Annotated in this window: 10 protein-coding genes and 1 pseudogene; 9 read left to right on the forward strand and 2 right to left on the reverse strand. The window is 36.5% G+C overall.

Features of this window, described 5'->3' with window-relative positions; translation table 11 throughout:
• Positions 1–82 precede the first annotated feature (82 nt).
• The 3 genes from CWC11_RS02040 to CWC11_RS02050 are packed head-to-tail and all read left to right on the forward strand — an operon-like array spanning position 83 to position 4,699.
• Complete coding sequence (locus tag CWC11_RS02040) at positions 83–691, forward strand: hypothetical protein (RefSeq protein ID WP_138681386.1); 609 nt, start codon at positions 83–85, stop codon at positions 689–691.
• A 9-nt stretch (positions 692–700) separates the two neighbouring features.
• Positions 701–3,736: a type I restriction endonuclease subunit R gene (locus tag CWC11_RS02045; RefSeq protein WP_138681387.1), complete on the forward strand. Its 3,036-nt coding sequence runs from the start codon at positions 701–703 to the stop codon at positions 3,734–3,736.
• Between the two features lie 21 nt (positions 3,737–3,757).
• Complete coding sequence (locus CWC11_RS02050; RefSeq protein WP_138681388.1) at positions 3,758–4,699, forward strand: Abi family protein; 942 nt, start codon at positions 3,758–3,760, stop codon at positions 4,697–4,699.
• Between the two features lie 472 nt (positions 4,700–5,171).
• On the opposite strand, the gene CWC11_RS02055 is transcribed toward CWC11_RS02050, so the two are convergent.
• Positions 5,172–5,474, reverse strand: coding sequence for a helix-turn-helix domain-containing protein (locus CWC11_RS02055; protein WP_138681389.1), 303 nt, complete (start codon positions 5,472–5,474; stop codon positions 5,172–5,174).
• A 95-nt stretch (positions 5,475–5,569) separates the two neighbouring features.
• Between CWC11_RS02055 and CWC11_RS02060 the strand changes: the two genes are divergently transcribed.
• From CWC11_RS02060 to CWC11_RS02080, 5 genes and pseudogenes are all read left to right on the forward strand, one after another.
• Positions 5,570–6,100, forward strand: coding sequence for a VspR family transcription factor (locus CWC11_RS02060; RefSeq protein ID WP_138681390.1), 531 nt, complete (start codon positions 5,570–5,572; stop codon positions 6,098–6,100).
• A gap of 274 nt (positions 6,101–6,374) precedes the next feature.
• Positions 6,375–6,584 (forward strand): hypothetical protein, encoded by a 210-nt coding sequence (locus tag CWC11_RS02065; protein WP_138681391.1) that lies wholly within the window; start codon positions 6,375–6,377, stop codon positions 6,582–6,584.
• A gap of 15 nt (positions 6,585–6,599) precedes the next feature.
• The gene (locus CWC11_RS02070) at positions 6,600–6,806 is read left to right on the forward strand and encodes a hypothetical protein (RefSeq protein ID WP_138681392.1); all 207 of its coding nucleotides are present in this window, start codon (positions 6,600–6,602) and stop codon (positions 6,804–6,806) included.
• A gap of 27 nt (positions 6,807–6,833) precedes the next feature.
• Complete coding sequence (locus tag CWC11_RS02075) at positions 6,834–7,142, forward strand: hypothetical protein (protein WP_138681393.1); 309 nt, start codon at positions 6,834–6,836, stop codon at positions 7,140–7,142.
• A 158-nt stretch (positions 7,143–7,300) separates the two neighbouring features.
• Positions 7,301–9,004 (forward strand): annotated as a pseudogene (locus CWC11_RS02080) (DNA topoisomerase 3); the annotation flags it as partial.
• A 25-nt stretch (positions 9,005–9,029) separates the two neighbouring features.
• Here the strand turns inward: CWC11_RS02080 and CWC11_RS02085 are convergent.
• Entirely contained in the window at positions 9,030–10,340 is a 1,311-nt protein-coding gene (locus CWC11_RS02085; RefSeq protein ID WP_138681394.1) for a M20 metallopeptidase family protein, read from the reverse strand.
• A 113-nt stretch (positions 10,341–10,453) separates the two neighbouring features.
• On the opposite strand from CWC11_RS02085, the gene CWC11_RS02090 reads away from it, so the two are divergent.
• Positions 10,454–11,311 carry a tetratricopeptide repeat protein gene (locus tag CWC11_RS02090; protein ID WP_138681395.1) on the forward strand — a complete coding sequence of 286 codons (858 nt, stop codon included), beginning with the start codon at positions 10,454–10,456 and terminating at the stop codon, positions 11,309–11,311.
• Positions 11,312–11,583 lie beyond the last annotated feature (272 nt).

Raw genomic sequence — 11,583 nt, forward strand, 5'->3', positions numbered from 1 at the left:
TAGCAAACTGTGGGAAGTCCACATCCGCTGTCACAGGTAAAATAGATGTGCGAGAAATTGAACTTCCAAAGGAGTTTCAATAATGGCAATGGATGCTAAAGGTTATTTTCATCATCTACGTAACTATTTAAATACAGACTTTTATGGAGTCCCTAAGTTTCCTGGTGATGAAATAGAGTTGAAAGAAAAAATTAAAGTTGGTAGCAAAAAAAAAGAATACAAAGTCACTTTAAAGCATGAAGGTGAATTATTCGCAATAAAGCTAGATAGTCTTAACAAAAAAGGGAATCAGGACCCTTTGTACCATTTTCTCGGTAATAATGGGCAGCCTTGGACTAAACGTTGTGATTTCATTGTTTTTAATCTTGTCGGTAGAAAAATATTTGTTTATTGCCTCGAATTTAAGTCTCAGTCTCTTGATACTGAAAGTATCGCAGGGCAACTTCAATCTGCTGAAAAGTGGTGTCGTGCTTTATTAGCTACGATCGATATTTACGTAAACAAAAAATGTAAATTTGAGTTAACAAAGCTTGTTGTTTCTGAATGCCCTGAAGATAGGCTCGGCAGTTACTTAGAAGAAAATGGTCAGTTTTTGGCTCGAGATCCTTCGGTAAAACATTTTTTGTATAAAGATATAGATGGCCTAGCATTAGGTGAATTAAACCATGCGGGCACTGAAACAGTGAAGTAAGGGAGTACCATGAAAAACACCAAAGAAATCCATTTTGAAGAAGCCATTCAATATCATCTAACTGAAAATGATAAGTATGTAAAAGGTGATTCGGCTGACTTTGATCCTGAGTTATGCCTTGAAAAATCCCGTATTATTACTTTTATTAAAGCTACCCAGCTAAAAACTTGGCAAGCCCTTGAAGTGATTCATGGTGAAGAAACGGATAACGTACTTATTGCTGATTTACGCAAGCATATTGGAACCAATGGTGTGCTAAATGTTATTCGTAATGGCTTTAAGTGCTTTGGTAAAAAATTCAAGGTTGCTTACTTTTTACCTAATAATCAGCTAAACGATGACACGCTTGCTCTTTATAATAAAAATACGTTGTCGGTTACTCGCCAGTTATACTTTTCTAATAAAGACACAAAATCGCTCGATATGGCGATATTCTTAAATGGTTTGCCTGTCGTTACCTTAGAATTAAAAAATAAGTTTACTGGTCAATCTACTGAACATTCTAAGAAGCAGTATAAAAACGATAGAGATCCTAATGAACCAATATTTCAGTTTAAAAAAGGCGCATTAGTACATTTTGCCGTTGATACCGATTTAGCGTTTATGACAACTAGACTAAGCGGTAATAAAACCTTCTTCTTGCCATTTAACTTAGGTTTTAATGACGGTGCTGGTAATCCGCCCGCTGAAGATGGTGGTTATAGAACCGCTTACCTTTGGCGTGAAGTACTACAAAGCGACAGCTTGTTAGATATTCTTAATCGTTTTATGCATTTGCAAGTTGAAGAGAAAAAAATCCTAAAAGATAATGTACTTAAGAAAATCAAAAAAGAAACCATGATTTTCCCGCGTTACCATCAATTAGATGTTGTGCGTAAGTTAATTGAGCATTCTAAGAGCAATGGCGCAGGTAAAAACTATTTAGTACAGCATTCGGCTGGCTCGGGTAAATCAAACTCTATTGCGTGGCTGGCGCATCGTTTATCAAGCTTACATACCGAAGCGGATGAAAAAATATTTCACTCGGTTATTGTGGTAACCGATAGGAAAGTACTCGACCAACAGCTACAAGATACAATTTATCAATTTGACCACAAACAAGGTGTAGTTGTAAAAATTGATGAAGATACGCGTCAGTTAGTCAAAGCCTTGTCAGGTGGTACACCGATTATTATCACCACAGTACAAAAATTTCCTTTTGTGTCTGAAACTCTTGAAAAACTTAATGAAGAAAATGGTATTGGCACAATTGAACTAAGTACCAAAGGCAAACGTTATGCGGTGATTGTTGACGAAGCCCATAGTTCACAGTCCGGTGAAACAGCTATGGACATGAAATACGTACTTAACAAAGCAGGTGTTGAAGAGCAAGCAACACAATACATTGCTGAAAATGAATTCGGTGATGAAGATGAAGTGATCCGCACTATGCTTCGACGTGGTAAGCAAGACAATTTAAGCTTTTTTGCCTTTACTGCGACACCAAAATACAAAACGCTTAAGATATTTGATGAGCCAGGTAAAACGGGTGAAGCGCCATTTCATCATTACACTATGCGTCAAGCAATAGAAGAAAAGTTTATATTGGATGTACTAGCAAATTACACCACCTATAAAACGTATTACCAAATTACTCAAACCGCAGAAAAAGATACCCACGTTGAACGTAAAAAAGCAGCAAAGGCTTTAGCGCGATTTTTAACGTTGCATGACTATAACATTGCTCAAAAAACAGAAGTGATGATTGAGCATTTTAGGGCTAATGTTCGTCATAAAATAGGGCAACGTGCTAAGGCTATGGTGGTAACAGACTCTCGCTTGCATGCAGTGCGCTATAAAAAATCTTTCGATGACTATATTGAAAAGAAAGGTTATACCGATGTGCGTAGCTTAGTAGCTTTTTCAGGCACAGTGGAAGACCCAGATATACCCGATGTTAATTATACCGAAGTAGGCATGAATAACGGCATTGCTGAAAAAGCATTACCTGAAGAATTTGAGTCAGATGATTACAAGGTTTTATTAGTTGCAGAGAAGTACCAAACAGGCTTTGATCAACCTTTGTTACACACAATGTATGTTGATAAGAAATTATCAGGTATACAAGCCGTACAAACGCTTTCTCGTTTGAATCGTATGGCGGTGGGTAAAGAAGATACCTTCGTTTTAGATTTTAGAAACGAGCCAGAAGAGATTTTTGAAGCATTTAAGCCCTTTTATCAAGTAACGCGTGCTGAAGAATTAACCGACCCACATCACCTTTACCGCTTACAAAGTCAAATCGATGAGCATCAAGTTATTCACGAAAATGAAGTTGATAGTTTTTGTGCTATTTACTTTGCACCTAAACGCAAAGAAACTGCAAATGATCATGCAAAAATGAACGGTGTTATTGATTTAGCGGTAGAGCGTTATATTGAGCTAGATGAAGAACAACAAGGTGAGTTTAAAGGCTTATTAGTTAACTTTAGAAATATGTATGCGTTTTTATCACAAGTTATGCCGTATCAAGATACTGACCTTGAAAAGCTTTACACCTATTTACGCTATTTATTAACTAAGTTACCAAGAGACGCTTCAGGTCCAGGTTATAAAATAGATGGCGATGTGGAACTTGAGTATTATCGCTTACAAAAAATAAGTGAAGGTTCAATTAATTTAGAGCCTGGCAACGCTGATAATTTAGATGGACCGTCAGAAGTAGGAACAGGTAGTTCAACTGAAGAAGAGGTACCGCTATCTGAATTAGTGAAAATTCTAAATGAAAGGTTTGGCACTGACTTTACTGAAGCGGATCGGTTATTTTTTGAGCAGGTAGAGGAGGAAGCTTTTGAAAGTGAAGACCTGAAAGAAGCTGCTTCAGCAAATAGCTTTAATGATTTTTCGTCAATATTGTCAAAGGTATTTGAAGATATTTTAATTGATCGTATGGATGGCAATGAAGAAATATTCCAACGCTTGATGGGTGACGCTGATGTACGTGGCATAGCAGTTGATGATATTGCTAAGAGCTTGTACAAGCGGTTTAATAAGAAAGGCTCATAATAGAGTTTATAAGGATTAAATTTGTTACCGAGTAATATAGCGAGTACGGTTGATACGATTTCACCTGAAAGAATTAGAAGTTATAGGAACTACTTTAACCTTACAACTGATGAAGAAGCTTTGGGGCTTTATTTATGGAATGATGCATTGTCTGCGTCATTCTTCAAATTGGTAAGTATCCTTGAAGTAACTTTCAGGAATGCATTACATAGGGAGCTATCGCATGAATATCACCCCCATAAGAATCAAGGAAGTGTTTTTGATAATGATTGGTATGAATACTTAATTACTCAAAATATAATTCGAAACCCTAAAAGTATAACTAATATTACGCATATTTCTTCAAGGCCAAGAGGCAGGCGTAGCCCAGTATTAACACCAAGAAGACCAGTGCCAAAGCCTGGTGATGTTGTAGCAGGGCAAACATTTGGTTTTTGGCCTTACTTAATTGAAAGGCATAGCGTGAATTGGCAAAAGATCCTACATAATGCTTTAAGGGATCACTTTTCAGAACATGAGTCATACTGGGGGCAATCGGCAATAGATGATTTAATTTTAAGACTCAAGCAAGTTTGTGAACTTCGTAATAGAATTGCTCATCATGAGCCAATATGGAAGTTTACAAGGATAGTTCACCGCAGTAGTGGTGAAGAAATATATCCTGCTGCTAGAACACCTGACGATAGTTTAAATAGAATGATAGAGCTTAATAAACGTTTGGTTAGATTGTTATCTTGGGTATCAGAAGATCGAAAGATGGATTATTTGGACTCCCATTATAAAAGGCATTTTGACTGGTTAGTTACTGATAAAGCTATCGAAATATACAAATCCTTGCAGCTTAGAGAAGGCTGGAAACTTAGTAAAGTTAAGCGTGAGCTGAGAAAAGTATTAATAAATGGAACACCTATTGAAGTGATTCATAAGGGGAAGTCGTCCATGATCATTCCTGGTATTATCTAATTTGAGTATTGACAATAATGTAATTATGACTCACTATTAAGTTCTAGCTCGTTGGAATATGGCTTTAGTAATAAAATTCTCGCTAAAGATCCCAACTTGAGCATCAATGAAAACCATCCTGCGGGATGGTTTTCGCCTTTCTGGCTTTCTATATTTTATCTCAATCAAACTTTATCGATACTTGTTTACTACATAGTAATGAGAGGGATACCTCCATATTTCTATTTTAATATTATATAAAACAAGTGGATGTTGGATGGAATAGTTTATCTTACCCTATATCAAATGCAATTTGGTTTCTTAAAAAACTCATCCTGTAACAATTAATCTTAAAGTCTGAGATGGTCAGGTGACTACTACCCACTAATACAGTTTTCGATTTTAATCGACTTACGGTATGTAAGCGGTCTGGGCTATTCTACCGCTACAAGGCTTCATGTGAAGCAAAGGTATAAATATGGGCTTAGTAAATTTATTTATTTAACTGCTCAATCAATTTTTGCTTTTCTTCAGTTGATAGTCTACTGATTAAACAAGCAAGTTCAGCTGACTCTGTATTTTCACAAAAGAAATAATTTAAAGGAACTCCAAGTTCATCAGCCATTCGTTGTAATGTTTGAACATCAGGAGTGTGCCTGTCTTTTTCGTAATGGTTCATCCTGCTACTTGCAGAGCTTTGATCCATGCCAATACGAATACCTAATTCTTTTTGAGTCATGTTTGCTCGCTTACGAGCTTCTTTAAGCCTGATTGGTATTGGGTTTGGTTTAGACACTTAGCTTTCATCTTGTTCACCTGAATAACTTAGATTGTCTAAGTTTTACTTATATTAGTATACTTAGCAATCCTAAGTTTTGTTGGTGGCTAAAAATGACCAAAGCAATTAAGCTCAATGAAGATATCTATCATCTATTAGTAGAAAAAAATTTTAATCATTTCACTATCACTGCACTGCGTAATACTTTGCTGGCGCTTAATGATACTTATAAAGAGCCAGATGAGGCTAGGCGCTTTGTTTATAGGCAGGTGATGCGTTTGGTTGATAAAGGTTTGCTAGCTAGGGATGAAAACCCAAGCCCGAAACGTGCTCAATATAGTAAAACTCTGTTATTTAAAACATCCATATTCACAAGAGTAACAAATGACTCGATTGCAAGCCTTTCGCAATCTCAAGTAATAGATAAAAGCTTTAGCAATGAGCTTCTTGACGCTATAAAAACATATGAGTCAGAAATGACAGTACTAGTTAGTGAACTTGAAGAGTATAAACGGCTTATAGAGGCAAACTCTAACTGCTATGACGCAATAGTAGTACTTTTGGAAAAAGGGCAAGCAAGACTGCTATTAATTAAGGGGAAGTTAGCAGCACTAAATAATGTCCAACAAGTTGTGGTAGAGTAATGAAGTATATAATTCTTTGGAATTTAAAAAATTACCCTATTATTAATTGGGTGTTTCTTATTTAATATGATAATTAACAATATGAATTGCTTAGTGGTTCATTTGAAAGTAAGTCTAAATTTGGATTGATTTCAGCAGAACAGCGCAACGAAATACTAAGTTGTATTTATGATATTTTTAGAGGTTTATTCTGAATTAAAAACTGTCTAGTGAAAGCTGGGAAGTCCAGAAAGCTATTGGTGTAGCGGTCGAATAGAAAAAAGGATTGTAAGGAATGTCTAAAGTATGGATACCTGTTTTTGAACATGAAGCTGTTAAAGGCCAAGAAATAATGAACTATCGGATTCTTGCAGTGGCTAAGAAAAATCACTTTCGTAAGTTTGATAGCAAGTGTAAAATTTTCCCTTTTAGGCTGTTACCCGCTGGAACATACCGCTCTGTCCTTATTGATACTAGCAACCCGATTAATCAACGTAATTACTGATATTGGAAACTAATTATGTTCAAAATTAAAGTTCTTACCCCAAGCGATAGCATTAAGTTTTGGTATGTGAAAAGTATTAAAAGAGGGAGCAAAAGTTTCGCAGGAACGACTGACCTATCGGATGCAAAAACTTATAGAAAAACAAAAGCTGTTAACGCACTTCTAGATTACTTTTTAGAAATTGGCATAAACTATGTACTGCTAGATACAGACAGTGACTAAGCACTGAAAACTAAAAGGGATATAATTATGTGGGCGGTTATAAAAGTAGATAAAGAATTGATGTTTTATAACTTTCAGACAGAGCAGTATGAAGCTGTTAGTGATCTAAAGTTTGCTCATGTAAACGAGCTTGAAAGCACTAATGGGATATCTATGACTATTGGTGGTTTTACAAAGATTGTTCTTGATCATGATACTAGTGTTTCTACATTGCTTAGAGCTAATATTCCTTTATTCCTAACAAAAGTAGGTGCGAGAGAAGCGGCCAAAACAGCTAACTTAACTGGCTACACATACATTAATTTTGATGTTACTAAAATTCAATTATTAAAATAGATAGAGCAATAAAGTTATCTGAAGTAATTGAAAATGATGAAACATCTTAATTGGCTATACAGTGGTTTAAATAGTTAAAGCATACTTTTTAAGTGTGAAATATAACGTAGTTCACGGTTTGCTTTTCACTCTTTTTATTGTATAAAAACTTGAAAAGTAGGAAAAAGAAGAAACTTAAAATAGTTAATATAAAACAATTATTTAAACACTTTTCAAAAAAAGCTTGTAACATTGATGCCGAAGGCCAGCTGCTTGTCGATCAAGTAATAGAAGAAGCTAAAATCAGTCAGGCTAAAAAGCAGAGTATTCAGCGTTTACTTATTAGTGATTTAAACTTATCTGCAGTGAAAAAGTCACTGGGTAATATGCGCTCTAATCGAGACTTTATTCCGTTAAGTGTGTCTGCTTTAGCACGCTCTCGTGCTGATTGGCTATTTGGTATGAATTTAACGCGAGCATATACATTAGCGGGACAAAAAGCAGGATTCGGGAATGTACTTTCTGTAGGACGGGTACAAACTCCTATTTTAGGTTTAGTGGTTAATCGCGATAACGAAATAGCTAATTTTGTATCAAAACCATTTTATGAAGTGTTGGCGCATTTAGTTACTCCAAAGCAGCAGTTATTTACAGCTAAGTGGGTGCCGAGTAAAGCTTGCGAGCCTCATCAAGATGAAGAAGGGCGAGTATTAAATAAAGCACTCGCCGAAAATGTAGCTTCGCGTATAACTAATCAAAAAGGAGAGGTAACAGCACTTGAACAAAAACAAAAAAAACAAAGTGCACCTTTACCTTATAATTTATCTTCACTTCAAATAGATGCTGCAAAGGCATTTGGTATGGCTGCTCAGCAGGTGCTTGATATTTGCCAAACACTTTATGAGCGCCATAAATTAATTACTTATCCTCGTTCAGACAATCGTTATTTACCTAAAGAACATCATTTAGATGCGCCTTCAATTTTAAAAGCAATTGCAGCTAATGGCGGTCAAAACACTGAGTTTGTGAATGGGGCTGATGCTAAAAAACGCAGTAAATGCTTTAACGATTCAAAAGTTGCTGCGCACCATGCAATTGTGCCCACAGCAAAGCAGCTAAAAACTGCAAACTTAGCTTCTGATGAAACAAAAGTGTATCAGCTTATATGTAGGTATTATTTGGTTCAGTTCTACCCAGACTACATTTACAACGAAACTAAAGTAGAGGTAACAATTGCTGGTGGTTTATTTAAAGCAAATGCCAAGCAAGACGTAAGTTTGGGTTTTAAGGTGTTAATGGGTAAAGGCGAGCTAAAAGATGAAGCAACATTACCTCATTTAGCTAAAGGGATGGCGCTTAATTGCACTAAAGGTGAGGTTGTTGAAAAGCATACTACACCTCCATCACATTTTACTGATGCAACATTGTTGGCTGCGATGACGGGCATTAGCCGTTACGTTAAAGATCCACAAATTAAAAAAGTATTAAAAGAGACCGATGGTTTAGGTACTGAGGCTACTCGCGCAGGTATTATTGAACTGTTATTTAGACGTCGCTTTTTAAAGCGTGAAGGTAAAGCAATTAAAGCAACCGAAACCGGTTTGGCACTTATTAGTGTTTTACCACAAGGCTTAGCAAGTCCCGACCTAACGGCTAAGTGGGAGTCGAGCTTAGGGGATATAGCGCAACAAGCTATGAGTTATCGGCAGTTTTTACAGCCATTACTTGCAGATCTTGAAAGCTTTGTACAACAGGCGGCTAATTGCGATAACCATGTATTTTCAAAGCTACCTAAAACATCTCCTAAAAAACGCTTTGCTAAGCAAGGCAAAAAAGCGCCATATAAAAAATCAAATTATAAAAAGAGCTCCGCAACTACTTAATAGCTGAGCTCTTGAGTACTGCTTATTAATTATTAAATAAAGCAACTGCAGCGTTACTCATAGCTTTTATACCTGTGGGTAGGGCTACTTTATAATCAGGTGCAAATTTACTTGAATGTAATGAAGGGAGTGTTTCGTTATTTTTCATCGCTTTTGCATATTGTTGTTGGTTAACTCCGCCTAACCAAAATAAAGTAATAGGGATGTTTTCATCTGTTCTGCCGTACAATCCAAAATCTTCACCCGCCATAACCGCTTTTGTTTCAAGTACATTGGTTGCGCCAATTGCATCAGCAATAGCACTTCTAACTATATTTGTTTGCTCTGGATTATTGTAAGTGGATGGAATTGACTCATCTTCGTGAACATAAACAACAGGATATAGTGGCTCTTCAAGCCCTGCGCTTTGTGCAATACCTGCTGTTATACGTTTAATTGCTGCTATTTGAGCTGTACGAACGTCAGGATTGTAACTTCTTAAAGTAAGTTGTAGTTTTACTTCATCTGAAATTACATTATGTTTTGAGCCACCATGAATAGAGCCCACAGTTATAACCGAAGGTTCAAGTGGAGAAAGCTCACGACTCGTGATTGTTTGAAGTGCTAATACAGTGCGTGCAGCAATAACAACAGGATCAACAGTGGTATGCGGGTAAGCGCCGTGGCCTCCTTTTCCTTTTATAGCAATATCTACCGAATCAACACTTGCCATAGTGTATTCATTTTTCATTGATACCTTACCAGCAGGTACGCTGGCACTTACATGTAATGCAATAACGTGGTCGGGTTTCGCGTATTTACTAAATAAGTCTTCATTTAGCATTGCTTTTGCGCCACCGCCTACTTCTTCTGCAGGTTGAGCAACCATCATTAGCGTGCCCTGCCATTTATTTTTATGTGCAATAAGTTGCTCGGCGGTGCCAATAAATGAGCTCATATGTATATCGTGACCACAGCCATGCATTACACCTACATTAGCACCGTGCTCATCTATAACTTTTACTTTAGACGCATACGCTTTGCCAGTTTGCTCAACAATAGGTAAGCCATCTGTATCAGTGCGGATCATAATGGTAGGTCCGTTACCATTTTTATAAATTCCAACTACACCAAAGCCACCTACGTTATCAGTTACATCAAAACCAAGCTTAGATAACTGAGAAGTTATTTTTTTCCCTGTTTCTTCTTCATGGTAAGAAAGCTCAGGAGATTGATGTAAATCGAGGTAAAACTTTTCTATGGCTGGCATCGTTTTTGTTAAGTTTAAATCAAGTGGTTGTGCGTTTAGCAATGGACTAGCTAATAAAAGTGCTGCACTTAAATAGGTAAATTTCATAGTTTCCCTCGTTGTTTAATATCTATACCAAGTGATTTATAGGTATATGACTTGTAATTATTATGTTCACCACCATATAAAAACCTAAATAAATGAATATGGCAATAAATTCAATGAGCAACATAGTTAGTATCAACGCACAAAACTTACAGCAAGTACTTGGTGAGACATCACAGCAAAAGCTGGTGTTATTAAACTTCTACTCTCCGCAGAGTCCAGAATGCATTAGCCAATTATCAATACTGGATAAATTAGCGGGTGAATATACTGACTATATTGTAGTAGCAAACCTTGATTGTAATGCCGAGCAAGCATTGGCCTCTCAGTTAGCGCAACAAGTAGGGTTACAAACATTACCTACACTTGTGCTATTAAAAGACTCTGCACCGGTTGATTTGTTAGCGGGAGCGCAAACCGAAAACCAAGTAAGAGAATCACTAGGTAAGCATTTACCCGCTCAGCAGGATCTATTATTAGAGCAAGCTAAGCAAGCTTTATTAAAGTCAGATCTAAATGCTGCATTTAATTACGCAAAGCAGGCCTATGAAATTGATAATAAGAATGCACGCATAAAATTGGTGCTTGCAGATATATGTATTCAAATTCATAAATTAGATGATGCCAAAGCATTGATTGATACAATTGATGCACAAGAGCAAGATGCATACTTCCATAACATAAAAGCCAAATGCGAAGTTGCTTTAGAGGCAACCGACTCACCAGAGATTAAAGAAAAGCAATCTCAGGTTGAGAAATACCCCAACGACTTAGAGCTGAAAATAGAATTGAGTAACTTACTTAATGACGCTGGTCGAAAAGAAGAAGCACTCGAAACATTATTTACTGTCCTTAAAAAGGATTTGAACTTTAATGATGCAAAACCAAATTTTTTAGCAATTATAGCTTCTCTTCCTGATGGCGACGCATTAGCAGCTAAATACCGCAGAAAGCTCTATAGTATTTTATATTAATACCTAAGCGACGCAGTAAATTATAAAGCGCCTATATAGGTGCTTTATACGTTTTAAAGGTATTTATAAATATTAATGTTAGCTGTACAAGTGTTTTTAGTGTGTTTATTGTACTATTTTGCGAGCTCTTGATTGTATATTGAGCGAACAGTGTTTTATTTAAAGTTTTATCAATAAAACGCTTGCGTAAAAATCAGTTCTCCCTATAATGCGACCCCACTGAGACGGCAGAGCAGGCAACGCTTAGCGATGCAAGCAAACCACTTAGTGAG

It is taken from the genome of Pseudoalteromonas sp. S3178 (genome assembly GCF_005886985.1).
Classification (GTDB): domain Bacteria; phylum Pseudomonadota; class Gammaproteobacteria; order Enterobacterales; family Alteromonadaceae; genus Pseudoalteromonas; species Pseudoalteromonas carrageenovora.

What these genes read in the sequence shown, in the direction of transcription:
- CWC11_RS02065 (WP_138681391.1), top strand. Translation starts at nt 6,375, where the DNA reads ATGTCTAAAGTATGGATACCTGTTTTTGAACATGAAGCTGTTAAAGGC.
- CWC11_RS02085 (WP_138681394.1), bottom strand. Translation starts at nt 10,340, where the DNA reads ATGAAATTTACCTATTTAAGTGCAGCACTTTTATTAGCTAGTCCATTG.
- CWC11_RS02060 (WP_138681390.1), top strand. Translation starts at nt 5,570, where the DNA reads ATGACCAAAGCAATTAAGCTCAATGAAGATATCTATCATCTATTAGTA.
- CWC11_RS02045 (WP_138681387.1), top strand. Translation starts at nt 701, where the DNA reads ATGAAAAACACCAAAGAAATCCATTTTGAAGAAGCCATTCAATATCAT.
- CWC11_RS02090 (WP_138681395.1), top strand. Translation starts at nt 10,454, where the DNA reads ATGAGCAACATAGTTAGTATCAACGCACAAAACTTACAGCAAGTACTT.
- CWC11_RS02040 (WP_138681386.1), top strand. Translation starts at nt 83, where the DNA reads ATGGCAATGGATGCTAAAGGTTATTTTCATCATCTACGTAACTATTTA.
- CWC11_RS02070 (WP_138681392.1), top strand. Translation starts at nt 6,600, where the DNA reads ATGTTCAAAATTAAAGTTCTTACCCCAAGCGATAGCATTAAGTTTTGG.
- CWC11_RS02075 (WP_138681393.1), top strand. Translation starts at nt 6,834, where the DNA reads ATGTGGGCGGTTATAAAAGTAGATAAAGAATTGATGTTTTATAACTTT.